The sequence below is a fragment of the Collinsella sp. AM36-4AA genome, assembly GCF_003467795.1.
In the GTDB taxonomy this organism is placed as follows: domain Bacteria; phylum Actinomycetota; class Coriobacteriia; order Coriobacteriales; family Coriobacteriaceae; genus Collinsella.
In genome coordinates this window covers 26298-53145 of record NZ_QSHS01000008.1, presented here as the reverse complement: position 1 = coordinate 53145, position 26848 = coordinate 26298, and the positions used below count along the sequence as shown (strand labels likewise).

Genomic DNA, 26848 nt, shown 5'->3' with positions numbered 1-26848 from the left:
GTTAGCGGCCCAGCATCCTAAAGAAACGCTCCTCGAGCGCGGGATCGGTCTCAAAGACGCCGCGGCGAGCAAGCGTCACGGTCTTGGCGCCGGGCTTTTGCACGCCACGCATCGTCATGCACATATGCTCGGCCTCCATCAACACAATCGCTCCCTGGGGAGCGAGATAATCCATGAGGGCATCGGCAACCTGTGCGCACAGTTGCTCCTGCAGCTGAAGACGGCGGGCATAAACCTCAACCGTGCGGGCGAGCTTGGAAAGCCCAGCCACCCGACCGTTAGGGATATAACCAATGGCGGCCTTGCCATAAAACGGCAGCAGATGATGTTCGCACAGCGAGTAGAACGTGATGTCGCGCTCGATAACCAAATCGTTCGAAGCGACGGCAAAGGTTTTGGACAGGTGTTCCTCGGCACTCTGGTCCATACCGCCGGCGATCTCACCATACATACGGGCAACGCGCGCCGGGGTCTCCAGCAGGCCCTCACGAGCTGGATCCTCGCCTATGCCCTCAAGCAACAGCTCAATGGCGGCCTCGACTTTTTCCTGATCGACCATCTGGGCCTCACTTTTCCGATTTCACGTTCGCGCTATGGTACCACGCCCTTCGGCATCGACCACAAGCTACATAGTATGGGTCGAATAGACCGGATCATCGCGCCAAAGTTCAACCGCATCACAAAGCGCAACGCCCTCGCGCTCAGCACGGGCGCGCGTAGCGTTCATATCGATCACGCGCTGGTTGCTCGAGCCCCTAAAGCGCAGCGTGATATCGTACAGGTCCTGAACAAACGGGCCGTCCACCAACATGTCGAGGCAGGCAAGGATGCGGTCAGTCACCTCGGTATGATGACGGCCGCCCGGCATAAGCTCCTCGAGCACGTCACCGGTAAAGCACCAAATGGTCTTCCCCGACCCCACTGGATAGGCCGCGCGAACACGCTCGACAAACTCAACGAGCCCCGCCTGATTCTCGGGCTCCATGGGCTCGCCGCCCAGAATCGTCAGACCATCGATAAAGGGATGATCGAGACTCTTGATAATCTTGTCCTCGACGGCACGATCGAACGGCTCACCCGCAGCAAAGTCCCACGCAACAGAGTTAAAGCAATTCTTGCACCCACGACGGCACCCGCTTACAAACAGAGAAGTACGGACGCCTTCTCCATCAGCAATGTCGAAATACTTAATGTTCGCGTAGTTCATAAGTAACCTTCCTGGGGGTCTGGAGCATATCATCCCGTCCTCAAACATTCTCGGCCTGCGGCCTGCGAAACTGCGGGCGGGACGATATGTCCCGGCCTCATGCAAAAGGCAACTCAATGAACGAAGCGAACATCGAGTATAGGGTTCGAGGTCCAATAAAAACTGGGTTGCGGCTCAACCGCCATCGCAAGTAAATCGCAGCTGCAGCTCGAATTATTTCCGCTAAGAACTTCGAGGAGTGAGCAGACCGCATGCTGCATCTCAGCTACATCAACTTGGCCGCCCCGTAGCGAGGCCCCGGACCTTTGCTCGATATGAGTTCCGCACGAACAGGAGGCGCCAGTGGCGCCTCCGTCGTGAGCCAGGACTGTCCGAAATAGCGAGTAAAGGTCCGGGGCCTCGCTACGGGGCGGCCTGGGATGACTATTAGAGATGCAGCACGCGGTCGCGGATCTCCTCGGTTCGACCCTGGTTCCAGAACTGGGTACCGATGTAGCCGCACGTGCGACGGGCGACATTCATCTTCTCCTGGTCGCGGTTGCCGCAGTTGGGGCACTCCCACACCAGCTTGCCATCGTCCTCAACAATCTTGATCTCGCCATCGTAGCCGCACACCTGGCAGTAGTCGCTCTTGGTGTTGAGCTCGGCGTACATGATGTTGTCGTAGATGTACTGCATCACGCGAATGACAGCCTTGAGGTTGTCCTGCATGTTGGGAACCTCAACGTAAGAGATAGCACCGCCCGGCGAAAGCTGCTGGAACATGCCCTCAAACTTAAGCTTATCGAAGGCATCGATCTCCTCGGACACGTGGACGTGGTAGCTGTTGGTAATGTAGCCCTTGTCCGTCACGCCCGGGATAATACCAAAACGGCGCTGCAGGCACTTGGCGAACTTGTAGGTCGTCGACTCCAACGGCGTACCGTACAGCGAGAAATCGATATCGCTTTCGGCCTTCCACTCCGCGCACTTGTCGTTCATGCGCTGCATGACCGCCATGGCAAAGGGCGTGCCCTCCTTCTCGGTGTGGCTGTGGCCCGTCATGTACTTGACGCACTCATACAGGCCGGCATAGCCAAGGCTGATGGTAGAGTATCCGCCCACGAGCAACTTATCGATCGTCTCGCCCTTCTTCAGACGCGCTAGGGCACCGTACTGCCAAAGAATCGGCGCGGCATCCGAAAGCGTGCCCATCAGGCGCTCATGACGGCACAGCAGAGCACGGTGGCACAGCTCAAGGCGCTCGTCGAAGATCTTCCAGAACTTGTCCATGTCCTGATGCGAGCTCAGCGCGACATCGGGCAGGTTGATGGTCACAACACCCTGGTTAAAGCGGCCATAGTACTTGGGTTTGGTCGGGTCATAGTTCAGCGCGTTGGCGACATTGTTAAAGCCGTTGCCCGAGCGGTCGGGCGTCAAGAAGCTGCGGCAACCCATGCAGGTGTAGCAATCGCCGTTGCCGGCGGTCTCGCCCTTCGACAGCTTGAGCTCGCGCATCTTCTTCTCGGAGATGTAGTCGGGCACCATGCGCTTGGCGGTGCACTTGGCAGCAAGCTGGGTCAGGTAGAAGTACGGGGAATTCTCGTGAACGTTATCGTCCTCGAGTACATAGATAAGCTTGGGGAATGCCGGGGTAATCCACACACCGGCTTCGTTCTTAACGCCCTCATAGCGTTGACGAAGCGTCTCCTCCACGATCATGGCAAGGTCGTGCTTCTCCTGGGGCGTACGGGCCTCATTGAGATACATAAAGACCGTCACGAACGGCGCCTGGCCATTGGTGGTCATAAGGGTCACGACCTGATACTGAATCGTCTGGACGCCGCGACGGATCTCGTCACGCAGACGGTCCTCAACGACCTCACGGACCTTTTCGGCAGATGCCGAAACACCGAGCTCCTCGAGCTCGCGGGCAACCTCGCCGCGAATCTTTTGACGGCTCACCTCAACAAAGGGGGCGAGATGGGTCAGCGAAATAGACTGGCCGCCGTACTGGGAAGAAGCAACCTGGGCGATAATCTGCGTCGCGATGTTGCAGGCAGTCGAGAAGCTATGCGGCTTCTCGATCAGCGTGCCCGAGATAACGGTGCCGTTCTGGAGCATATCCTCCAGGTTCACCAGGTCGCAGTTATGCATGTGCTGGGCAAAGTAGTCGGAATCGTGGAAGTGGATCAGGCCCTCGTTGTGGGCATCCACGATCTCCTGGGGCAGCAGCACGCGCTGAGTCAGGTCCTTGGAAATCTCGCCGGCCATGTAGTCGCGCTGAACGGAGTTGACGGTCGGGTTCTTGTTAGAGTTCTCCTGCTTGACCTCTTCGTTATTGCACTCGATCAACGACAGGATCTTGTCATCGGTCGTGTTCTTCTGGCGCTTCAGGCTCTGAACATAGCGATAGATGATGTAGTGGCGGGCGACCTCGTAGCAGTCGAGACGCATGATCTCGTCCTCGACCAAATCCTGGATCTCCTCGACCGAAACGGTGTGGCCCGCGTTCTCGCATGCCTCGGCGACGTTTTGCGCCGCATAAACCACCTGGCGGTCGGTTAGACGAGAGCTCTCCTCGACCTCCAAGTTTGCGGCGCGAATCGCATTGACGATCTTATCGATGTCAAAGACAACCTCGGTGCCGCTGCGCTTGATGATCTTCATCCTCTTGCCTCTTTCGCGTCGTAGTCTCATTGCGCTTCAGAGCCAAACGATGCCCGGCAGGGCTTGCCCCTGTCTTGCGGCGCCGTCGCGCAATCTGTGTTCTCGATAAACCATAGGTCCTCATGCGGACAATCCTCGCGGCCGATCAAGCGGCTCAAAGATCTATCCAAATGGGGCAAATAAGGTCCTCGTTCTCTGTCCGCCATCTATCATACGACAAAGAGGCATCTATATCCTGTATTCTTTTTTTAGTTCAAACACAACATATAGTGTTTCAGCAGGTCAAAGCAATTGGTCATTTTGCAGACGCATTAATTATGAGGGGTTCTTGGCAAGTCGGTAAAACGTTACCAACACGGCTACCTGCATGGCAGTTATAAAACCCCCTTAGTCAAGCCGCTGACAAATCCTACCAAAACCAAGCCGCTCACGCCAAAAGAATCCAAAAGATTATGCTTGACCAACATGTTGCGGTCGTGCCTTGCCGAGCCCCATGTAACCGCGGCACGAATCCTTGAAAGATATGTGTATGCAAACAGAGAAGATGAGAGTTTTCTCGGATGACTACTGAGAAGCATCCCAGAAGATCAAAAAACTCGAAATTTGGTGACGTATTTGGCGACCCATTTGGCGAGCAAAACAAAACAGCCCAGAGGCTAAGCCTCTGGGCTGTGAACATTTGGTGGGCGTTAGAAGATTTGAACTTCTGACCTCTTCCGTGTCAGGGAAGCGCTCTCCCCCTGAGCTAAACGCCCAAATGGAGCGGACAACGGGGCTCGAACCCGCGACCCCAACCTTGGCAAGGTTGTGCTCTACCAACTGAGCCATGTCCGCTTACGAGGATTAATCTTACGTGATACCCGCATCCTATGCAAGAACTTTTTTTGAAAAGTTTTGCGACGCCCTCTCGAACCTCGCGAAGACATCAGCCACCACGGAAAGCGCGAGCAAACGCAAACTCGCCGCAAGAGGCCCCCTACAACTCAGCGAGCATGATCCAGGCAGAGCTGTCCTGCGCAAGTCTGCCGTCTGCAAGCGGTGATGAGGTGAGCAGGACCTTGCCCGCTGGCAGCTCCACGGGTGCTGCACCGAAGTTCGTCACACACGCCCAGCCGCTGTCGCGGCGATAGGCGATGACGCCGCCCTCAGCGCCCTCGGCACCATCCGCAAGGCCGGTGCGCCCGTCAAGATCGAGCCACGCAAGATCGTTAGCGCACCCGCGCAGCTTGCGCCGCAGCCAGAGGGCGTCACGATAGAGCGCAAGCATCGATGTCGGGTCCGCCTCTTCCCTATCGGCAGCGTAATCGGAAAACCATGCAGGCTGCGGCAGATGGGGCGCCGCATCGGCGTCCATCGGCGAAAATCCAAACGATCCGCCCTGCGCGGGATCGTCCGTCGCCACCCACGGCAGGGGTACACGACAGCCGTCGCGCCCCTTCTCGCGCTTCGATCCGTGCGTATTGGTCGCAGTGGGATCTTCGAGTGCAGCCCACGGGATGTCAGCCACCTCAAAAAGGCCGAGCTCCTCACCCTGATACACGTATGCCGAGCCCGGAAGCGCCAGCTCAAGCAAAAGGGCCGCCCGCGCGCGGCGCTCGCCGAGTTCACGGTCCTCGTCATAAGACGACCCGTCGCGTAAGAGCCAGTCGAGCGCAATCTGGTGGTAGCGCGTCGCCTTGATCTGCGGCAGGGCGAAGCGCGTCGCCACACGAGGCACGTCGTGGTTGGAAAGTACCCAGGTCGAGGCGGAATCGGATTCGATGGCTGCCTTCAAGCCCTCCTCGATTGCAGCGTGCATGTCATCATAGGTCCAAGTGGCCTTGGCGAACTCAAAGTTAAATGTCTGGCCAAGCTCGCTGGGGCGCGCGTAGAGATACTGGCGCTCGGGCAGCACCCACGCCTCGGCAACAGCGCTGCGCGGCGGATTATAGCGGTCGAACACGCGGCGCCACTCGCGATAGATCTCGTGAACCTCGTTGCGATCCCACAGCGGATGGGTGCCGTCGTCAACCATGTCATCGCCCTCGGCGAGATGCCACTGGTCGAGATCATCGCGGTCGAGATCCTTGGCGAGACCGTGCGCCACATCAATGCGAAAGCCATCGACGCCTCGATCGCTCCAAAACGCCAGGACGTCGCAAAAGAACGCCTGAACCTCGGGGCATGTCCAGTCAAAGTCCGGCTGCTCGGGCGTAAACATGTGCAGATACCACTGACCGTCCGCAACACGCGTCCAGGCGGGGCCGCCAAAGTTGGCATTCCAATTGGTGGGAGGCATCTCGCCATGCTCGCCGCGACCATCGCGGAAGATATAACGGGCGCGCTCGGGCGATCCGGGGCCGGCGGCAAGAGCAGCTTTGAACCAGGGGTGCTGGTTGGATGAATGGTTGGGCACGATGTCGACGATGACCTTGATGCCGCGCGCGTGAGCCGCAGCGATCATGCCATCGAAGTCGTCAAGCGAGCCGAGACGTGGGTCGACATCGCAGTAGTCCGCCACATCATAGCCGCCATCGACAAGAGGCGATGGGTAAAACGGGCTCAGCCAGATGGCCTCGATACCCAGCCGCTCAAGATAGTCCATCTTCTGGGTAATGCCCGCGATATCGCCCAGACCCGAACCAGTCGAATCCTTAAACGAGCGCGGGTAGATCTGATAGATCGCGGCGTCGGACATCCATGAGCGCGAAGAGGACTTTTCTGTAGCCATGGGGCGAGTCTCCCTTGCAACGAGGTTTTGCGAGATGCCCACGATGATACGCCCAAAGCTGTCATTCGCGGTAAACAACGCCACAGCCACGCCCCAAAAAGCTCGCCCCCTCTCGGGCTCGAGCCTCCTGGGACGAATCGATCGATTAGTGAAAAGAACGGAAGACCCACTCCCCCGGCCACAACAGCGAGCGGGCTCCGGGTGCCCCAGGTTGCCGCGAAAGAGGAGGGAAGCGTACTTTATGTACGTGACCGACGATTGAGGGGCAAGATGGGGTGCCCGGGGCTCGCGCAACGTCAACAAAAAACGCGGTTCGTTAGAACCGCGTAAGATAGTTGGAGCGGACAACGGGGCGTCCGCGTATCCGCTTCGCGGATCCGCACCGGCTTCGGCCGCCTGCCGGCGCCCTCGCCAGCTCGCTACAAACGCTCCGCGCTTGCTTAACGCTCGCTCCCTCTCGGGTTCGAGCCCAGGCGATGGGTACGAAAAAGCCCGGCTACCGTGGTAGACGGGCTGTTGCGCTTGGAGCGGACAACGGGGCTCGAACCCGCGACCCCAACCTTGGCAAGGTTGTGCTCTACCAACTGAGCCATGTCCGCATATGTAAAACAAAACGGGCGCCGGAGCGCCCGGATGTTGCCTGGAGGCGAAGCCCGGATTCGAACCGGGGGTAAAGGCTTTGCAGGCCTCTGCCTTACCACTTGGCCACTTCGCCGAAAAAGGACCGCCTAAACGGTCCGGAAATGCAATGGAGCGGACAACGGGGCTCGAACCCGCGACCCCAACCTTGGCAAGGGTGTGCTCTACCAACTGAGCCATGTCCGCTTGCGGGTTATTAATTTACGCGAGTTGTCCAAAAGACGCAAGTACTTTTTTCAAAAAAGTTGTTCAAAGCAAGTTCACGCAGGGAAATCATGTCAACCTAAGGCGCTAAGCGCACGATTCCAATGCCGAGCTAAACAGCTTCACCATCCGAACGCGTGTGCCGGCGCCATCCGCACGACGGGCAACCTCCACATTATCGACGAGCATGCGCATAAGCTTGATACCACGTCCGCGCTCCTCGGATGCCACCGGCTCGCTCGCCCCATCGATAGAATAGCCAGCGCCCCGATCAAGCACTTCAAGAACAACACGGTCCCCATAGGCCTGAACCGTCAGGATGCAGCCAACACCGCCCGCATGGTCATACGCGTTACCCAATGCCTCCCCCAACGCCAATGCGACGTCATAACGCTCATCACGCCTCAGGGGAAGCGATTCGAGAAGCTCGGCCACACGGTGCCGATAATACGGGAGGTTCTCGATGCCTCGCCGCACTTCGATGCTCTTGCTCCATCGTGGCAACTCTCCCACCGGAATGGCGGGAATCGACTCACGCGCCGGACCCGCAACATGAAGGATGTCGACAAGTCGGGCAATCTCCAAAAAGCGAATGACTTCATCGGAGGCGTTAACGAGCGAAAGCAGGCCCTCTCGCCTCATAAGCTCTCTGGCACGTGTAAGCAAAAACGCCAAACCCGTCGAGTCGATAAAGCCCACGGCCTGGCAATTGATAACAACACGACGCACGCCCCGGTCGATCAGATTATCCAACCGTGGGCGCAGCACGGACACCGAGGCGATGTCGACATCACCCGGTGGCGTCAAAACCGCTATGTCATTCCACTCATTCATACGACCATGGTTCCCCAAAAGAGCTCGCTCGATGCATACGTATCTGTAACTGCGAAGATTTTGCCCGTCAAGCGTCGCGGCCTACGATCGACCCCGTAAAAACTCAAGAGAAACCAGCGCGATGTCATCGTCCAACGCCGACTCGGTAAAGCGGTCAAGCTCGCCCAAGACCTTACCGCAGATTCCCGATACGCCCTCACCCGAGACAGAGAGCAAAAGGTCACGAAGGCGCTGCTCGCCAAAGAAAGCACCCGAGCGATCACGTGCTTCGATTGTTCCGTCGGTATACATAAATAGCATGTCACCAGGAGCGAACGTAAACACGCCCGTCTCATACACCATACTCTCAAAGGCGCCGATCACGCCCGATTGGCACCCAAGGAGCTCCACTTCTCCCCCTCGGATTTCTCCACCGCCAAGCGGCGTCGACGAGGGCCTAATGACCATAGTGGGAGGATGTCCCGCAGAGCAATAGGTAGCGCGACCCGCTTTAAGATCAATCTTGGCGATAAACGCCGTCACAAACGTCTCGACCCTCGAAAAGCCCATAAGCATGCTGTTAAGGGAGCGTGCCATGCGGGCAGGCCCAGCGCCCTCCCAAGCATAGGCCGTCAGCGCCGTCTTGACGAGCGCCGACATCGACGCCGCCTCGATTCCTTTGCCGGATACATCGCCCAAAATCATTACGGCGCAATCGTCGGGAAGACGGACAAGCGTATAAAAGTCGCCGCCGACCAACGCCGAATTCGTTGCCGAAAGGTATACCGAATCGGTCGCGATACCCGGAACATCCCCTAGGGAATTTCTCATGCCGATCTGGAGGGTCTGAGCGATATGGCGCTCCTCGCGCTTTTGAGATTCGCCTTCATAGATCAGTTCAAAGTCATGCGCCAAGTGCACCAAGTAGTCATATTCAAGGTCATCAATCGGCTCTTGACTACCATCACGAAGCAGCAACGCGCGCGTCGTCGGGCCCTTCGCAACAGAAGCAGGAACAATCGCGTCGTTACTGCGCTTGCCATCGCCCTCAGAGCGCGGACGCCCCGCCTCGATGCCGGTGTCGACGTAGAGACCCTGGCAAGGCAGACCATGCGCCCTAAGCCAGCCTCCCATAGGCATCGATTCGTCAACGCGAGTTATACGGACGTGTTTAAGGTCCTCGGCACTCGTGCCGCCCAAAACAGATGCCTCAAAGCCATCAGGGCCAGCCCCCAGACGTGCCGCCGGCGCCGTCGTGGAAAAGAAAAGCTTCTCGGGATCGTCCGGCAAAGCAACGCGACTGCCGCCTTCAAAATCTATGACGTAGGAGTCCAGACCGGCGTCATACTCAACAGGGCAAAAATGGCAGTTGAGCATATTGCAGATCTCGGACGATACCGCCTGGGTAGCCGCGGCGGAATCGTCTAGAAAGGTAAACAACTCATCACGTAAGACATTGAGCGAGCGGCCAAGCTCGGCCGTGCGACGAGAGCGAAGGCTCGATGCCATGCCGACCAGCTGGATAGACAGGTAATCGCAAATGACCTCGAGTACATTGACGTCATAGGCGAGCGGTGCCTGGGGGCGCTTCCAACCAACTTCCAGCACGCCAAGGACCTGCGTACCGTAAAAAACGGGAAGACAGATCTCGCTGCGGTACGGAGGCATATCCTGAACGCGCAACAGGTGCTTAGAACGATTGTCCAGGTCCATGAACATACCGGAGGCGACCCTATCACCCTCAAGGTCCTGTTGAATCGACAAGCGACAGGCGCGCGACTCGCGAAGCACATACGTCGGAATGCCAGCGCCATACGGCAAAAACTCGGGCAGGTAGCTGTCGTACAGCTCCTTGGAAACACCGCGAAGCTTAAAACCACCGCTCTCAGAAAAATAGATAGCGGCACCCGATGCATCGAGCGTTCCTACAAGTTGGTTCAAAACGGTATCGATCAGACTGGGTAACTCATCGGAGCCCACCGTGCTCATAATGACCGAGAGCGTGCCAGAGAGACGCTTGTTCGCCACTCTAAGCTCCGATAACGCACGCTTGAGCTGACGGTCGTGAGAATACTGTTCCTCGATACTATGAAGTGCCACCAGGACACGTGGCGCGCGGCGCCCAAAGATGCGTGGAGGCGTTACGGAGCCCGCGCGAACCAAGACGGGGATAAAAGAGCCGTCACTCAGCTTAAGCATCAGTTCGTTCTCGGAGCCATCAGTTTCAAATGGCAGACGATGTTCCGTCGCACGTTCAAAAGCGGACGAGTACAAGACGTCTTTGACATCTCCACCGATGACGTCGGCGCGTTCCTCGCACATCAAGTCGAGCAAGCGATTATTCACATGCAGAATGGTTCCGTCGAGCTCGCAGATGATGACAGCATCGCTCGTGATCTCGACTAGTTGGGCAACGTCTGCCCACTCGTTGCGCTCAAGCGTTTCCATCGTGAACCTCACCGTCTATCGGTAACAAAAAAGCCTCCGAAGAGGCTTCTCAAATGCGATGGTGTCGGAGGCGGGACTTGAACCCGCATGACCAAAAAGCGGTCACTAGCACCTCAAGCTAGCGCGTCTGCCAATTCCGCCACTCCGACATGCTATGTTGTTGATTCGCAGTTCGTTTTGTTCGACCCGCGCGTTCAACGAAGAAGATGATAACCTATGATTCGAGAACTGTGCAAGCACTTTTTTCAAAAAAGTTTACGAATTTGTAAATGCGCAGGTAGATCCGTATGCCCGGCCCCGAATCGGTGTTGCCTCCCGGCGCGTCCTCGGGCATGGGCGATATTTTGCTACGCACTTCGTGCTGCAAAATATCGCTCCCCCTGCGGAATGCGCCGGGAGGCAACACCGATCCGGGACCTGCTAATACGTACTTCAGGCACAATTCTCAAGCATATTCTGAGGCTGATAAGAATTTAGTGGCTCGGCTTTGCCGAGCCCTTATATGGGGAGGCCGGAGCTAAAGCTCCGGCCTCACTCAATTACGAATTAGGCTAAGTGAGCGATCACGGAATCGCACTCCCCCTGCCGAGTTACCGCAGGGCCCGCCCTGGTGTTATTTTTCAGAACATTCCGCAGGACGGAGGAAGCCCCGCGGCGCGTAGCGCGCAGCGGGGCTTCCGACATGTCCGAGGACGTTCTGAAAAATAACACCAGGGCGGGCCCGGACGAAAACAACCGACTACAGGTCGATGTGCGATTCCTTGATCGGGAACGGCTCGGCGAAGTGGCAGGCGCAGCAGTGACCCGGTGCAACTTCCTTAAACTCAGGAAGCTTCTCGGAGCAGATGCCCTGCGCGATCGGGCAGCGCGTGTGGAAACGGCAGCCGGTCGGCGGATCCAGCGGCGACGGCGGGTCGCCAGCGAGGATGATGCGTTTGCGGGTCTTCTGGATATCTGGATCGGGCACCGGCACGGCAGACAGCAGCGACTGCGTGTACGGGTGGTGCGGCTCACTGTAGAGCGTCTTCCAGTCCGAAACCTCGACCATCTTGCCCAGATACATAACGGCAACGCGATCAGAAATGTGCTGCACGACAGAGAGGTCGTGAGCAATGAAGAGATAAGCCGTACCGAACTTGTCCTGGAGCTCCTTAAGAAGGTTCAGAACCTGGGCCTGAATGGATACGTCAAGCGCAGAGACGGGCTCATCGCAGATAATCAGCTTGGGCTTGAGCGCAAAGGCGCGGGCAATGCCGACACGCTGGCGCTGGCCGCCCGAGAACTCATGCGGATAGCGGTTGATGTGCTCGGGGTTCAGTCCAACGACGTCGAGAAGCTCGCGGACACGCTCAATGCGCTCCTCTTTGGTGCCCACGCCGTGAATGGTCATGGGCTCGGAGACAATCTCGCCGATGGTCATACGAGGATTCAGCGAAGCATAGGGATCCTGGAAGATAAACTGCATCTCGCGACGCATGTCCTTGATCTCATGCTTGCTCATCTCGGCAACATCTTTGCCCTGGAAGAACACCTTACCGGCAGTCGGCTTGGTCAAGCGCATAATCGTGCGGCCCGTCGTGGACTTACCGCAACCAGACTCACCAACCAGACCAAAGGTCTCGCCCGGATAAATCTCAAAAGAGATGTCGTTTACAGCAGAGACGACGCGCTTGGAAAAACGCTTGGCGAACATGCCGGACTCAGCGGGGAACTCCTTAGAGAGGTGCTCGACCTTCAGCAGCGGAGTGCGCTCGTTATTGTCTGCCATTTACGCCTCGCCTCCCTTCTTGGAATCCTTGCGCGTACGAGACGTCTCGGGAGCGTTCTTGAGGAACTCGGGGTCACCGGAATAATGGCACGCAGAATAGTGGCCGGACTCGGTGACAACGCGCTCGGGGCGCTGCTTGCGGCACTTATCGGTTGCATAGGGGCAACGAGGCGAGAACACGCAGCCCTCGGGCAGGTTCATGAGCGAAGGCGGGTTGCCGTGAATCGGCGTAAGCGGCTTCTTCTCATCGATGGCCTGCTCCGGGATGGAGCGGATCAGGCCCCAGGTGTAGGGGTGGCGGCTCTCGTAGAAGATTTCCTCAGCAGTACCGAACTCGACGGGACGGCCGGCGTACATAACCATAATCTTGTCGGCCATATCGGCAACAACACCCAGGTCATGGGTAATCATGATGATGGCGTTGCCGTTCTTCTCCTGCATTTCCTGCATAAGCTCAATAATCTGAGCCTGGATGGTAACGTCCAGGGCAGTCGTGGGCTCGTCGGCAATCAGAATATCGGGATCGCAGGCAAGGGCCATGGCAATCATAACGCGCTGACGCATACCACCAGAGAACTGGTGCGGATACTCATTGACGCGCTTCTCGGGCTCGGGAATGCCAACGAGGTCCAAAAGCTCAGTGGCGCGCTTGAGCGCCTCCTGCTTGGAGTAACCACGGTGCAGACGAAGGCCCTCGCCCACCTGCTTACCAATCTTATAGACCGGGTTCAAGGAGGTCATAGGATCCTGGAAGATCATCGCGATATCGTTACCGCGAATGTGCTGCATCTCTTCCTCGGTCATGTGGAGGATGGAACGGCCGCGATAGCGAACGTCACCGCCCTCAATCTTTCCCGGAGGCATCGAGATGAGGCCCATGATAGTCATGGCGGTCACGGACTTACCGGAGCCGGACTCGCCGACGACACCCAGAGTCTCGCCGCGATCGAGTGTGTAGGACACACCGTCGACAGCGCGGACGACGCCATCCTCGGTATGGAAATACATCTTAAGGTCATCGACCTCGAGCAGATGCTGGCCCTCGGGAACCGGCTGGTCCTTCAGGTCCACATAGTTCTTGTTCTTCTTCATCCTTATGCGTCCTTCATCTTGACGTCGAGGGCGTCGCGCAGACCGTCACCCAGCAGGGTGAAGGCGAGCACCGTCGAGAGAATTGCCAGACCGGGCATGATCATCATCCAGGGAGCAGTCAGAAGATACTGCTGACCGTCCTGAATCATAGAGCCCCACGAAGGCGTAGGCGGAATAACGCCCATACCGAGGAAGGACAGAGCGGACTCGGTCAGAATAGCGCCACCGATGTTCATGGTCGCATAGACCACGATGGAAGCAACGGAGTTCGGGAAGATGTGGCGCATAACGATACGGGCATCGGATGCACCCATAGCGCGAGCGGCGTCAACATAGTCGTTTTCCTTGACCGTCAAGATTGCAGATCGGAAGACACGGGCAATCGAGGGCCAGCCGAGAATACCGATGGCGATGAAAACATTTTGAAGACCACGGCCGATAACGGCGATCATGGCGACAACGAACAGCACGTACGGGAACGCCAGGAAGATATCCGCACAGCGCATGATGATCGTATCCCAGATGCCGCCATAGAAACCGGCCAGGGCGCCCATGATCAGACCGATCACCGTGGAGATGGCGGTGGCCATAATACCGACGGAAAGCGAAACGCGCGCGCCGTAGATAACTCGGACGAGAATGTCGCGGCCAAGGGCGTCGGTACCAAACGGGTGCTCGGCACACGGAGCCAGCAGCGAAGTCTCGGCCATGGTCGTCGAGTCAGAAGCCGTCGGCGACCCGAGCCAGGGCTTAGCCCACAGGTCTGCGGTCAAGGCAACCAAAACGACGATGATAATCCAGCAGATACCGATAACGGCGAGCTTATTCTTGCGAAGACGCTTGAAAGCGTCGCCCCACAGCGTGCGGGACTTGGCGGGAGCAGATGCGGCCTTGGTGGCGGTAGCCTGCTCCTGAGACTGAGAATCAGTTTCCTGCATGAGACGTACCTCCCTTAGGCCTTATCCGACGGACCGCCGAGGCGGATACGCGGGTCGAGGAATGCATAGCTAATGTCGACGAGAAGGTTGATCACCATAACGACGACAACGATGAGCGTAACGCCGCCCATAACGATGGGCCAGTCGCGCATGCTAATGGCGCGGTAGACCTCAGAGCCGATACCGGGCCAGTTAAAGACCGTCTCGGTCAGGATGGCGCCCGAAAGCATGCCGCCGAAGTCGACACCAATATAGGTAACAACGGGGATGAGTGCATTCTTAAGCGCATGCTTGACGATGATCGCGCGATTGGAGAGACCCTTGGCCTTTGCCGTGCGGATGTAATCCTGATTCATGACGTCGAGTAGCTGCGAGCGCATGATGCGGGCAGCATAGGCGGTCGAAACCGAAGCCAGCGTGATGGTCGGAAGCACATAGTGCATCCAATCCTGATACTGAGAGCTGGAGCCGCCGGCACCCGAAATCGGCATGGAGAAAGCGCCGCCGGTGGCATCCTTAAGGATGACGCCAAAGAACAGCTGCAGCAGCATGCCGAGCCAGAAGGCAGGAACAGCAACGAGGATCGACGTGGTGAGCGTTACCAAAATATCCCAGAAGGAATAGCGCTTTACCGCCGAAATGATACCCGCACCGATACCCATGATTGCCTCGAGCACAATGGCGCACGCGGCGAGTTTAACCGTATACGGATACTTCTGGGCAAAGATTTCCGCAACCGGCAGCTTGCGCTGATACGAATTGCCCAGATCGCCATGAAGCAGACCATTCATGTAATTCAAGTATTGGTCCACAAGCGACGTTGGAACGGGATCGCCGTTCTCGTCAAGGATCGCGTTGCCGTCCTCGTCCGCCTGGACCAGGTGATAGCGCACGCGAAGTTGAAGCTCTACCTCGGGGGACAGAGCCTTGTCTCCACCGATCAGCTTGATCGGGTCTCCCGGCACAATATTCTGGAGGGCGAACAGAATCAACGTAACGCCCAAAAATACCGGGATGAACTGAAGCACACGTTTAACGATGTACTTACCCATACCACTCCCCTATCTAGGGATTAACCTAAATGGGATGCCGATCGCCAGACCGGCATCCCAAAATTACCATCAGCCAGTTTACCCCAGGTTAGGGAGAACTGTATGTTTCCCATGAGGTCTACGTAAATACTTGACCCTCATGGAAGCTGCAAAACTCTTAGGCGAGCTCAGCGGTACCCAGATCGGCGTGCTTCTGCGGATCGACATAGAGGTACTTGACGCGATCGGAGCCGACGATGGTGTGCGTGTAGAACATCACCGGGATAACCGGGCAGTCAGCGGCGACCATAGCGTCAGCCTCCTGCATCTTGGCGATGCGCTCGTCGTCGTCAACCGTGGCACGGGCCTCATCGACCTTGGCATCGAACTCGGAGTTGTTGTAACCAGAGCGGTTGTCGCCACCGAGGGAGTCGGAGTGGAACAGCGGGTACAGGAAGTTGTCCATGATCGGGTAATCGGCGATCCAGCCCAGACGGCCGAACTGATAGTTGAAGTTCTGATACTGCTCAAGCAGGGCAGACCACTCGGGAGTATCGGAGACGGCGGTGACGCCCACCTTGGCGAGGTCGCCGATGATGGACTCCATGATCTCCTTGTGGCCACCGTCCTGGTTGTAGGACAGGGTCACATTGATGCCACGATCGCCGTTAGCGCCAGCGGGAGCGACCTTGTCGAGGTACTCGTTAGCCTTGTCGACGTCATAGGCGCAGAACTCCCATGCGCCCTCCTTGTAGCCGGCGATTCCCGGAGGAACGATGCCGTCAGCGGGGGTACGGGTGCCCTTGAAGATGGTCTTGCAGATGGCCTCACGGTTGATAGCCAGGGAGATACCCCTGCGCAGGTCAGCGTTGTTGAACGGCTCGGCCGTGGTGTTGCACGTCAGATAGTACGTGGAAGGCTCGGAGCCGAGCAGCATGCGCTCGCCATCACCCATGGTGTAGCCATCCTTGGACTCGCCGCGGTCCTTCTTGGCGGCGTCGATCTGAGCAACGGGAACGTCGCAGACATCGAGGTTGCCGGCCTGGAACTCCTTGTAAGCGGTCTCCACGTCCTTGATGACCTGGAAGTGGATGGCGTCGATCTTGGCCTTGTCGCCATAGTAATCGTCAAACTTCTTGAGGTTGATCTCCTGACCATCCTCCCACTTGCCGTCCATCATGAACGGGCCGTTACCGACCGGGGCAAGGTAGAAGCTCTTGACATCGGACTCGGCGCACTCGGGAACCGGGGACAGAGCCGGGTGAGAGGCGACGAACGGGAAGTCGGCGTAGGCGGAAGTCAGCTTGACGACGAGGGTCTCGTCATCCGGGCAGGTAACGCCGGACAGCTCGGTAGCATTACCGGCAAGCAGATCGTCATAGCCCTCGACCATGGAAAGGTGGTAGGAGACCTCGGAAGGACCATACTCGGTAGCGATGGCTGACTTAGTGTTGACCAGGCGCTCCCAGCCGAGCTTGAAGGACTTGGAGGTAACGTCGTCACCGTTGTGGAACTTAGCCTTCTTGATCTTGAAGGTGAACTCGGTGGCGTCGTCGTTAGCCTCAAAGGACTCGCAAGCCAGCGGAACGATCTCGCCCTTCTCGTTATCGTACTCCGTCAGAGCGTCGAAGAGCTGGTACTCGACCTGAGTGCCCTGATCCTCCTGGACGTTGTAGGGGTCGATGCAGACCGGGTTGTTGATGTAGAAGTTCAGCGTCGAACCGGACTCAGAACCGGAAGCGTCGCCGCCCTTCTTGCCGCATGCGGCAAGAAAAGCCATGGAGCTCGCAGCAAGGGTACCGCCGACAAAGGCGCGACGACCCATAACGGGCTGGTGGAACATAGAATCAGCCATGCCATCCTCCTTATGAGATAGGACAAAGTGAATTCGGCCGGGCAACGTCGAGACAGCCCTTTCGAACCATTCAAACGCGGTCCGCCGTTATGGCTGGTTATGCAGTGCGGACCAACGTTTCGCAATACAGTAGCGCATTTTATGCACAATATGGCGCTAATTCCGGTTAACGGTCGAGAATTTCTTTAGTTGGGCGAAGTATGTGGGGATATTTTGACTCTGTTACAAGTCTGTAAACAAAAAGGGTCCCGCACGTGCGGGACCCTTTACAAACGTATATACGCCGATGCTTAGTAGCCGACGATGCCCTGCGGGAAGAAGAACATGCACAGAACGACACACACGGCAAATACGACAGCCATGATGACGGTCAGGCGATCGAGGTTCTGCTCCATGACGCCCGTGGCAGAGCTGGAGTTATACAGCGAGCTAGCGATCATATCCGAAACGCCGGTGCCCTTACCGGAATGCATCAGGACGAGAATCGTCAACGCCACGGCAGAGACAGCCCAAACGACAAACAGAAGAATCTGAAACGGACCCATAGATAAGCTCCTTAATAGAACAATTCAAACTCCAGTACTGTACCACAACCCCCAGCACTCCCCCACCTGCCATTTGGGGACGGGGTAGAAATGGCAGAAATACCAAAAAGGGGGTTGTCCGGTTGCGGACAACCCCCTTACTAGAAAACGGTATTTGTTTTCTATTAGGCCTCGGTGGCGAGTACGCGACCCGTCATCTCGGCGGAAGGCTCAATGCCAGCCATGGTGAGCATGGTCGGAGCGATATCGGAAAGACGGCCGTCCTCGATACCGGTGAGCTGCGCCTTCTCATCAACGATGATGAACGGCACACGGTTGGTGGTGTGAGCCGTAAACGGATGCTTGGAACCGTCGGAAGCAACGTCAAACATGTGATCGGCGTTGCCGTGATCGGCGGTAATCAGCGCAAAGCCGCCCTTGGCGAGAATCGCCGGGACAACCTTGGACAGGGCATCGTCAACAGCCTCGACGGCCTTAACGGCAGCGTCGAAGACACCGGTGTGACCAACCATGTCGCAGTTTGCGAAGTTCACGATGTAGAAATCAGCGCGATCCTCGTTGATAGCGGCAACAAGCTTCTCGGTAACCTCGGGAGCGCTCATCTCGGGCTGCAGATCGTAGGTAGCGACCTTGGGGGAAGCGACGAGCACGCGCTCCTCGCCCTCCTTGGGCTCCTCGATGCCGCCGTTGAGGAAGAACGTCACGTGGGCGTACTTCTCGGTCTCGGCGGTGTGCAGCTGCTTCAGGCCATTGGCGGCGATAACGTCGGCCAGGACGTTCTCGGGGAACGTCTTGGGGAAGGCGACCTCGACGTCAAACGTCGGATCGTACTCGGTCATCGTCACGAAGTGCGAGAGCTTAATCTGCTCGCGCTCAAAGCCATCGAACTCCTTGTCCGTGAACACGCGGGTCATCTGACGAGCGCGGTCGGGACGGAAGTTGAAGAAGATGGCCGCGTCGCCCTCGTGGATGCCCTCGTTGTGGGCCGCGAAAGGCTCGACGAACTCGTCGCCGCGCGGATCCTTCTCGTAGTAGGCCTTGATACCGGCAACGGGGTCGGTATCGGCATCGGACGCGTTAACCATGACGTCGTAGGCGCGCTGGATGCGCTCCCAACGGTTGTCGCGGTCCATGGCCCAATAGCGGCCCGAAACGGTGGCAACGCGAGCGTCGCAACCGGTCTCCTCGGAGATCTTAGCCAGGAAGGCGCAGAACTCGCTCATGTAGCCGGCACCGGACTGCGGGTCAACGTCGCGGCCATCCATGAAGGCGTGGACGCGAACGGTCTTGACGCCATGCTGGGCAGCCATCTTGACCAGAGCCTCGACGTGGTTCATGTGAGAATGAACACCGCCAGGGCTCATAAGGCCCATGAGGTGGAGAGTCTTGCCGTCAGCCTTGACGTCGTCCATAGCCTTGACGAAGACCTCGTTCTTGGCGATGGAGCCGTCCTTGATGGCATTGTTGATGCGCGAAAGCTCCTGGAACACGATGCGGCCGGCACCGATGTTGAGGTGGCCTACCTCGGAGTTGCCCATCTGACCGTCGGGAAGGCCCACGTCCTCGCCCGAAGCACCGAGCGTGGTGTGGGGATACTGAGCGTACAGGCTATCAAGGAAGGGCGTCTTGGCAGCGGCGACGGCGTTCTCGCCATCGGCCGGAGCAAGGCCGCAGCCATCCATGATGATCAGGAGTGCAGGAAGATGACGCTGTGCCATATGTCCTACTCGCCTGCCTTGACGACCATAGAGGCGAAGTCGGCAGCCTTGAGCGAAGCGCCGCCCACGAGGGCGCCGTCAACGTCGGGCTTGGCGACGAGCTCGGCAATGTTGCCGGGCTTAGCGGAACCACCGTACAGGACGCGGATACCGTCGGCGAGCTCCTCGCCAAACATCTCCTTGAGGGTCTCACGGATAGCGCCGCAGACCTCCTGGGCGTCCTCAGCGGTAGCGGTCTTTCCGGTGCCGATGGCCCAGATGGGCTCGTAGGCGACGACGACCTGCTTGGGGCAGGTGATCTCAAGTCCAGCAAGGCCAGCCTTGACCTGGTTCACGACGTGCTCGACATAGGTGCCAGCCTCGCGGACCTCGAGGGACTCGCCGCAGCAGAAGACGGGAACAAGACCGGCGGCAACGAGGGCCTTGGCCTTCTTGTTCTGGTCCTCGTCGGTCTCGTGGAAGTAGTCGCGACGCTCGGAGTGGCCGATGATGCAGTAGGTGCAGCCAGCGGACTTGAGCATGTCGCAAGAGGACTCACCGGTGAAGGCACCCTTGGCCTCCCAGTACACGTTCTGTGCACCGAGGGCGATGGGGGCAGCCTGAATGCGGTCATGAACCGTGGTGATGTCAATGGTCGGAGGGCAGACGAGCACCTCGACGCCAGCCGGAACCTCGGGCAGAGCCTGAGCCAGCTCGTCGGCGAGCTTGGCGGCCTCAGCGACGTCGTTGTTCATCTTCCAGTTACCAGCGATAAGAAGGGTGCGACTAGGCATCGAGAAGCGCCTCCACTCCGGGCAGGGCCTTACCCTCGACGAGCTCCATGGAAGCGCCACCACCGGTGGAGATCCAGCTCATCTTGTCGGCCAGGTTGAACTTGTTGACAGCCGCGACAGAGTCGCCACCGCCGATGATCGAGGTGCAGTCGGCCTCGGCGACGGCCTCGGCGATAGCCTGGGTGCCGTGAGCGAAGTTGTCGAACTCGAAGACACCCATGGGGCCGTTCCAGAACACGGTCTTGGCACCCTTGACGGCCTCGGCGTAAAGCTCCTCGGTCTTGGGGCCGATGTCCATGCCCTCACGATCGTCGGGGATAGCGTCGGAAGCGACAACCTCGGGGACAGCGTCCTCGCCAAAGTGATCGGCAACGCGGTTGTCGATGGGGAGCAGGATCTTGACGCCCTTCTCCTCGGCCTTCTTGAGCATCTCGCCAGCGCGCTCGACCCAGTCCTCTTCCTTGAGGGACTGACCGACGGTCAGGCCCTGAGCCAGGAAGAAGGTGTAGGCCATGCCGCCACCGATGATCAGGGTATCAGCGGAGTCGATGAGGTGATCGAGAACGCCGATCTTGGAGGAAACCTTGGAACCGCCGACGATAGCGACGAAGGGGCGCTCGGGCTCGGCGAAGATGCCAGTCAGCGTGTCGACCTCCTTCTCGAGCAGGAAGCCGGCGACGGCAGGCAGGTAAGCGGCGGGACCCACGACGGAACCCTGGGCGCGGTGAGCGGTACCGAAAGCATCGAGAACGAAGACGTCACCATAGGAAGCGAGCTTCTTGGCGATCTCGGGATCGTTCTTCTTCTCACGCTTGTCAAAACGGACGTTCTCGAGAACGAGGACCTTGCCCGGCTCGACGGCGGCAACAGCCTCAGCAGCCTTCTCGCCGTAGGTGTCGGCGACAAAGGCAACATCGAGACCAGAGAGCTCAGCGAGCTTCTTGGCGACAGGCTCAAGGGAGAGCTCGGGCTGGAAGCCGGTGCCATCGGGACGGCCGAGGTGGCTCATGAGGATGACGCGAGCGTTGTGCTCAACGAGGTAGTTGATGGTGGGCAGGGCAGCCTTGATGCGGGTGGTGTCGCCAACGACGCCATCCTTGATAGGCACGTTGAAGTCAACGCGGACGAGAACGCGCTTGCCGTCGACATCGATGTCGCGGACGGTCTTCTTGGTAAAGGCCATGTTTGCTTCTACCTTTCGTACGTGTCTGCCTCCCATTACGGCAGACGATTTCCTATAAAAAGGGCGCGACCCTAGGGTGTAAGCCCTATGAGGCCGCGCCCTTCTTTAGACGCTCAACGAGCTATTCGCTAAAAGCTAAATTAAGCAACGAACTTCTCGAAGTACTTGATGGTGCGGACCATCTGAGAGGTGTAGGAGTTCTCGTTGTCGTACCAAGAGGTGACCTGAACGAGGGTCTGGCCGTTGCCGAGGTCAGAGCACATGGTCTGAGTGGCGTCGAAGATGGAGCCGTGGGTCTCGCCGATGATGTCGGTGGAGACGATGTCGTCCTCGTTGTAACCGAAGGTCTCGGAGATGGTGGAAGCGTAGGCCTTCATAGCGGCGTTGACCTCGTCGACGGTGACCTTCTTGTCAACGACAGCGTAGAGGTTGGTGATGGAGCCGGTCGGCGTCGGGACGCGCTGGGCGGCACCGATGAGCTTACCGTTGAGCTCGGGGAGAACCAGGCCGATAGCCTTGGCAGCACCGGTGGTGTTGGGGACGATGTTGACGGCGCAGGCGCGGCTACGACGCTTGTTGCCCTTGCGCTGCGGGCCGTCGAGCGGCATCTGGTCGCCGGTCCAGGCGTGAATGGTGGTCATGATGCCGGACACGATGGGAGCGAAGTCGTTCAGACCCTTGGCCATCGGGGCGAGGCAGTTGGTGGTGCAGGAAGCAGCGGAGATGATGTTGTCCTCAGCGGTCAGCGTCTCGTGGTTGACGTTGTACACGATGGTGGGCAGATCGCTGCCGGCCGGAGCGGAGATGACGACCTTCTTGGCGCCAGCGTTGATGTGGGCCTGAGCCTTAGCCTTGCTGGTGTAGAAGCCGGTGCACTCGAGAACGACGTCGACGTCGAGGTCGCCCCAAGGCAGGTTGTTGGCGTCGGCCTCCTTGTAGATCTTGATCTCCTTGCCGTCAACGGTGATGGAATCCTCGCCAGCAACGACCTCGTGATCGCGAGCGTAGTTGCCCTGCGTGGAGTCGTACTTCAGCAGGTAAGCGAGCATATCGGGAGAGGTGAGGTCGTTGATAGCGACGATCTCGGAGCCCTCATGACCGAACATCTGACGGAAAGCCAGACGACCGATGCGACCGAAGCCGTTAATAGCAACCTTTACTGCCATTGTGTCTCCTTTCGTAAGGCCCCCGCAAGCTACAGCGCCCGCCGTTGAGGCCCACAAACTAACCACTCGCCTAATATACCTTTTTTTTGACTTGAATTTCACGAGAATAGTCGAAATTGAAAATCAAATTTACGTTAAAACGTTTTAAAGAATAAAATAGCAGCTAAATCCGTATATAAGTCGATACTTTAAACTACCGATTTGCTTCAATGAGCTTTTCAAGCCTCAAAACTCGATGGTAGAGGGCCGACTTCGACAAGGGAGGGTCAGCCATCTCCCCTAAATCACGCAGCGACAGATCGGGATAGCGCTCGCGCAGGTCGCAAAAGACCGCCAAGGCATCCGGAAGCGCATCGCGAAGGCCGCGCTGCTCGAGCTCATCGATAAGCGCAAGCTGATGTTGGGCAGCACCGGCGCTTCTGGTCTGGTTGGCGAGCTCGGCGTTCACGCGACGGTTCACATCGTTCTTAACCAACTTGACCGCGCGCGCCTCCTCAATCTCGGCAACGCTGCGCTTGGCACCAATCAGCTTTAATAGATGCTCGATTTCCTCGGCGCTCTTAATGTACACGGCATATGACCCCCGCCGTGCATTAACACGAGCATGGACCCCAATCTGCCCCAACAGGTCGCAAAGCCCCTTAGCATATTGCTCGCCCTGCACCGCGATCTCCAAATGAAAATCGCCGCGTGGATCGGCCACGAAGCCGCCCGCGATGAGCGCGCCGCGGATGTAGGCAAGCCTGCAGCAGGGACGGGCAACGATGTGTCGGGGAACACCAGCAACGAGCCCTCCCCTGCGGTCTAGAATGCCCAGCAGCACCAGAGCCTTGTCCAGGTCGGGTTGATCGGGCAGGGTAATGAGATAGTTACGGACCTTATGCAAGACCGATTTACGAACGGTGAATTCCGTTTTGAGCTTAAGAATGCGATGCGTCAGCGTGATCATCGTGCGCGCGACGGCTCCCGTCTCGGTCGCGACCGTCAAACGATACCGCCCGGAGCCGGCCAACGAAAGCGTACCGCTCACACGCGTCAGGGCGGCAAGCGTCGACAAATCGCAGTATTCACATTCGGGTTCGCAGCGCGCAAGCTCGTCACGCACCTCGGCGGTAAACGACATGCAGGCCTATGCTTTCGTGTTGGCGCGCGACAAGTCGCGATGGGAAATGCTCACGTGATACTGGGCGCCTTCCAAATAACGTGCCGTGGCCTCGGCGATGGCAACGCTGCGGTGCTGACCGCCCGTGCAACCGATGGCAATAGAAAGCTGCGGCTTGCCCTCTGCGATATAACCGGGCATGACCGTATCGAGCAGCTGCGTCCAGGCCTTCCAGAACTCCTGCGTCTTAGGATGGTCCAGAACAAAGTCGGAGACTTTCTTATCGAGACCGGTCATGGTGCGCATCTCGGGATCGTAGAACGGATTGGGCAGGAAGCGAACGTCAATCATAATGTCCGCCTCGACGGGCATACCGTGCTTAAAGCCAAACGAGAACACGTGAACGTCCATGAGCTGCTGGTCGGACAACTCGGAGAACGCCATGCGCAATTTGTTGCGCAGCGCAGAGGTGCGTAGGCGGCTCGTGTCGATAATCATATCGGCTCGATCGCGCACACCCTGCAGCTGCAGGCACTCGCGCTGAATCGCATCGGCCGTAGTCTCCCCCGGCTTGGCAATGGGATGACGGCGGCGATTTTCGCTGTAGCGACGAATCAGTACCTCGTCAGAAGCCTCCAGGAACACGATGTCGCAGCTCATCTCGCGCTCTTCGAGCGCGGCGACCGCATCGAGCAGCTCATCGAACAAGCCCTGGCTACGCAAATCGCAGGTGACGGCGAGATGCCTGCCCACGCCCGTATTAATGCCGACGAGCTCGGCAAGCTGGGCGATCAGACGCGGAGGCAGGTTATCGATGCAAAAATAGCCCATGTCCTCGAACACGTGCATGGCCTGCGTGCGGCCCGATCCGGACATTCCGGTGATGATGACGATATCGGGGATGCGCTCCGAGCGCTCCGCCGCATCCATGGCATCTCCCTTTTGCATGTGCTGCCTCCCAAAAACAAGCGCGGGACCCAGCAACCCAGATCCCGCGCGGTCAATTGCCTATATTGAGTATACCGCCCCGAGCGGATACGAGGCCTGTCTTACGCCTCAAGCGCAGCCTTGAACCAACTCGTAATACTCGTGGGGTGCGTGATGGCGGTGCCGACGACAACGGCCCAGGCGCCAGCATCGATCGCAGCGCGAGCCTCCTCGGGCGTGTGCACGCGGCCCTCGCAGATGATGGGAAGACCGGGGAATTCCTCGGTCGCCTGACGCAGGAGTGGCAGGTCGGGGCCATCGGCCATGGTGCAGTCGATGGCGGCGACGCCGTGAGAAAGCGTGGTGGATACCAGGTCGAAGCCCATATCAACCGCACGGCGAATGTCCTCGATGGTGGCACAATCCGCCATCAGGAGCACGCCCTCCTCGTGCAGCGGGCGGAAGGTATCCTCGACGGTCTTGCCATCGGGACGCGGACGATCGGTGGCGTCGATCGCCACGATATCGGCACCGGCAGCAACGCAGGCGCGAGCGTGACGCAGCGTCGGCGTGATGTAAACGCCCTCGTGTCCATCCTTCCACAGGCCGATGACGGGAACCTCACAGCGACCCTTAATAGCGGCAATGTCGGCAAGGCCCTGACAGCGAATGGCGGCGGCGCCGCCAAGCTCGCAAGCGCGAGACATTTGAGCCATGGTCTCGGGCGTACGAAGCGGCTCGCCCATATACGCCTGAACGCTCACGACGAGCTTGCCCTTCAGGGATTGAATCAAAGGATCAACGGTCATGTGCGACTCAACCTTTCTCAAAACAGCCTTCTGAGACACCGCACCTTGACGTTCAAACCGTCGCTCGCGTACCGAAGTACGCTTCGCTCCTCTTTCACGTCAATCTGCGGCACCTCAGAAGGCGCACTTGGTAGTTATGTTTACTTCAACGAGGCAAGAAGATGCTCAGCGGCACCGATGAGCGGAGCATCGCCCTCCAGAGAACCGATGAGGATCGGCGTGTCCTGAAGCGGATCGAGCGCCTGGCTGGCATAGCCCTCGTGCACCGAATCCTTCCACGTCTGCGAACGCCAATCGGGACCTTGGTGAATCACGCCGCCCGAAAGCACGATGACCTCAGGGTCCAGGATGTTAGCGAGCGAGCCCAAGCTGGCACCCAGCGCAAAGCCGGCATCATGGATGACCTCGGTCGCCTTTGCGTCGCCTGCACGGCACAGGTCGTTCACATCGCGACCGACCGAAGGACGGCTGGGGTCGACGCGGCCAAAGCGCTCATCGTACATACGACCAATGGAAGTGCCCGAAGCAACCGACTCCAGATGGCCGGAACGCCCGCAGGCGCAGGGAATGCCGGCGGCAGCCGAGCACTCGATGTGGCCCATATGGCCAGCAGCACCATGGAAGCCCTGCATCACGCGGCCGTTCTCGACATATGCGCCGCCGATACCCGTACCGATGCCAAGACACAAGACGGAGAACTTGCCCTTGCCGACACCCCAGTGGGCCTCGCCCAGAGCATGAGCCTGCACGTCGCCCACAACGGCAACGGGAAGACCAAGGTCCTCGCGCAGACGCGGCCCCAACTGAACGCCGGACCAGCCGGGCATGATCTCATTGGCATACGCAATGGCGCCCGTCTTGGGATCGACGACGCCTGCGGCACCGATACCGACACCGAGAACCTCGACATCGGGATTCGCCTCAAGAGCGGCCTTGATAGACGCCTCGATACGCTGGAAGACGGCCTCGCCGCCCTCTTGGGCCTCTGTGGGAACCTCGGCCTCAAAAACGGGATGGGGCACACTACCGTCAGCCGGGTACTCCATGATGGCAGTCGCAATTTTAGTTCCGCCGATATCGACAGAGCAGACGTACTTGTTCTCCATGTCGCTCTCCTTCGGAGATAAAAACAACTACAGGAAATGCGCCGTCAGGCTAGCCGTCACAGCGCAGTAAAGGTTTTCCAGGTGTCCGAGATCGCCGAGAAACCGTGTGGCCATTGACCTAATGGGTCATGGCCACACGGTTGAACGGCGAGGTCGGGTGCCTGG

At 58.4% G+C, this 26848-nt stretch carries 20 protein-coding genes and 6 tRNA genes; all 26 read right to left on the bottom strand.

The window, feature by feature from the left end; genetic code table 11:
- Position 1 precedes the first annotated feature (1 nt).
- Positions 2-559: a GTP cyclohydrolase I FolE gene (folE, locus tag DW850_RS04175; RefSeq protein WP_117786318.1), complete on the bottom strand. Its 558-nt coding sequence runs from the start codon at positions 557-559 to the stop codon at positions 2-4.
- Positions 560-625: 66 nt separating this feature from the next.
- Complete coding sequence (nrdG, locus tag DW850_RS04170; protein ID WP_117564448.1) at positions 626-1207, bottom strand: anaerobic ribonucleoside-triphosphate reductase activating protein; 582 nt, start codon at positions 1205-1207, stop codon at positions 626-628.
- A 426-nt stretch (positions 1208-1633) separates the two neighbouring features.
- Entirely contained in the window at positions 1634-3856 is a 2223-nt protein-coding gene (gene nrdD / locus DW850_RS04165) for an anaerobic ribonucleoside-triphosphate reductase (protein ID WP_117583876.1), read from the bottom strand.
- Positions 3857-4536: 680 nt separating this feature from the next.
- Positions 4537-4611 (bottom strand) — tRNA-Val (locus tag DW850_RS04160).
- 3 nt (positions 4612-4614) lie between these two features.
- A tRNA-Gly gene (locus DW850_RS04155) sits at positions 4615-4690 on the bottom strand.
- Between the two features lie 142 nt (positions 4691-4832).
- On the bottom strand, positions 4833-6566 hold the full coding sequence (locus DW850_RS04150; RefSeq protein ID WP_147334502.1) for a glycoside hydrolase family 13 protein: 1734 nt from the start codon (positions 6564-6566) through the stop codon (positions 4833-4835).
- 523 nt (positions 6567-7089) lie between these two features.
- Positions 7090-7165 (bottom strand) — tRNA-Gly (locus tag DW850_RS04145).
- A 42-nt stretch (positions 7166-7207) separates the two neighbouring features.
- Positions 7208-7281: transfer RNA gene (locus tag DW850_RS04140), tRNA-Cys, on the bottom strand.
- Between the two features lie 34 nt (positions 7282-7315).
- Positions 7316-7391, bottom strand: a tRNA-Gly gene (locus DW850_RS04135).
- A 105-nt stretch (positions 7392-7496) separates the two neighbouring features.
- Complete coding sequence (locus DW850_RS04130; protein ID WP_117786316.1) at positions 7497-8243, bottom strand: anti-sigma factor antagonist; 747 nt, start codon at positions 8241-8243, stop codon at positions 7497-7499.
- A gap of 81 nt (positions 8244-8324) precedes the next feature.
- Positions 8325-10670 carry a GAF domain-containing SpoIIE family protein phosphatase gene (locus tag DW850_RS04125; RefSeq protein WP_117786315.1) on the bottom strand — a complete coding sequence of 782 codons (2346 nt, stop codon included), beginning with the start codon at positions 10668-10670 and terminating at the stop codon, positions 8325-8327.
- 59 nt (positions 10671-10729) lie between these two features.
- A tRNA-Leu gene (locus tag DW850_RS04120) sits at positions 10730-10819 on the bottom strand.
- Positions 10820-11409: 590 nt separating this feature from the next.
- Positions 11410-12438 carry an ABC transporter ATP-binding protein gene (locus DW850_RS04115; RefSeq protein WP_006236139.1) on the bottom strand — a complete coding sequence of 343 codons (1029 nt, stop codon included), beginning with the start codon at positions 12436-12438 and terminating at the stop codon, positions 11410-11412.
- A complete protein-coding gene (locus tag DW850_RS04110) occupies positions 12439-13530 on the bottom strand; it encodes an ABC transporter ATP-binding protein (protein ID WP_117635929.1) in 1092 nt (363 codons plus the stop codon).
- Positions 13531-13532: 2 nt separating this feature from the next.
- Positions 13533-14468 carry an ABC transporter permease gene (locus tag DW850_RS04105; RefSeq protein ID WP_117786314.1) on the bottom strand — a complete coding sequence of 312 codons (936 nt, stop codon included), beginning with the start codon at positions 14466-14468 and terminating at the stop codon, positions 13533-13535.
- Positions 14469-14482: 14 nt separating this feature from the next.
- Positions 14483-15520, bottom strand: coding sequence for an ABC transporter permease (locus DW850_RS04100; protein WP_117635931.1), 1038 nt, complete (start codon positions 15518-15520; stop codon positions 14483-14485).
- Positions 15521-15677: 157 nt separating this feature from the next.
- Positions 15678-17354, bottom strand: coding sequence for an ABC transporter substrate-binding protein (locus DW850_RS04095; protein WP_117635932.1), 1677 nt, complete (start codon positions 17352-17354; stop codon positions 15678-15680).
- Between the two features lie 290 nt (positions 17355-17644).
- A complete protein-coding gene (gene secG, locus DW850_RS04090; protein WP_006236144.1) occupies positions 17645-17899 on the bottom strand; it encodes a preprotein translocase subunit SecG in 255 nt (84 codons plus the stop codon).
- A gap of 164 nt (positions 17900-18063) precedes the next feature.
- Positions 18064-19617 (bottom strand): 2,3-bisphosphoglycerate-independent phosphoglycerate mutase, encoded by a 1554-nt coding sequence (gpmI, locus tag DW850_RS04085; RefSeq protein ID WP_117786313.1) that lies wholly within the window; start codon positions 19615-19617, stop codon positions 18064-18066.
- A gap of 5 nt (positions 19618-19622) precedes the next feature.
- Entirely contained in the window at positions 19623-20390 is a 768-nt protein-coding gene (tpiA, locus tag DW850_RS04080; RefSeq protein WP_117635934.1) for a triose-phosphate isomerase, read from the bottom strand.
- Positions 20383-21573 (bottom strand): phosphoglycerate kinase, encoded by a 1191-nt coding sequence (gene pgk, locus DW850_RS04075; RefSeq protein ID WP_117564871.1) that lies wholly within the window; start codon positions 21571-21573, stop codon positions 20383-20385. Before pgk ends, tpiA begins: the two co-directional genes overlap by 8 nt.
- Positions 21574-21713: 140 nt before the next feature.
- Entirely contained in the window at positions 21714-22739 is a 1026-nt protein-coding gene (gap, locus tag DW850_RS04070) for a type I glyceraldehyde-3-phosphate dehydrogenase (RefSeq protein ID WP_099431436.1), read from the bottom strand.
- Positions 22740-22932: 193 nt separating this feature from the next.
- Positions 22933-23862, bottom strand: a complete 930-nt coding sequence (gene whiA, locus DW850_RS04065; RefSeq protein WP_099431435.1) for a DNA-binding protein WhiA — start codon at positions 23860-23862, stop codon at positions 22933-22935.
- A 6-nt stretch (positions 23863-23868) separates the two neighbouring features.
- Positions 23869-24789 (bottom strand): RNase adapter RapZ, encoded by a 921-nt coding sequence (gene rapZ, locus DW850_RS04060; RefSeq protein ID WP_117786312.1) that lies wholly within the window; start codon positions 24787-24789, stop codon positions 23869-23871.
- Positions 24790-24890: 101 nt separating this feature from the next.
- The gene (locus tag DW850_RS04055; protein ID WP_022094877.1) at positions 24891-25577 is read right to left on the bottom strand and encodes an N-acetylmannosamine-6-phosphate 2-epimerase; all 687 of its coding nucleotides are present in this window, start codon (positions 25575-25577) and stop codon (positions 24891-24893) included.
- A 140-nt stretch (positions 25578-25717) separates the two neighbouring features.
- The gene (locus tag DW850_RS04050; protein ID WP_022094876.1) at positions 25718-26683 is read right to left on the bottom strand and encodes an ROK family protein; all 966 of its coding nucleotides are present in this window, start codon (positions 26681-26683) and stop codon (positions 25718-25720) included.
- Positions 26684-26848: the final 165 nt, after the last annotated feature.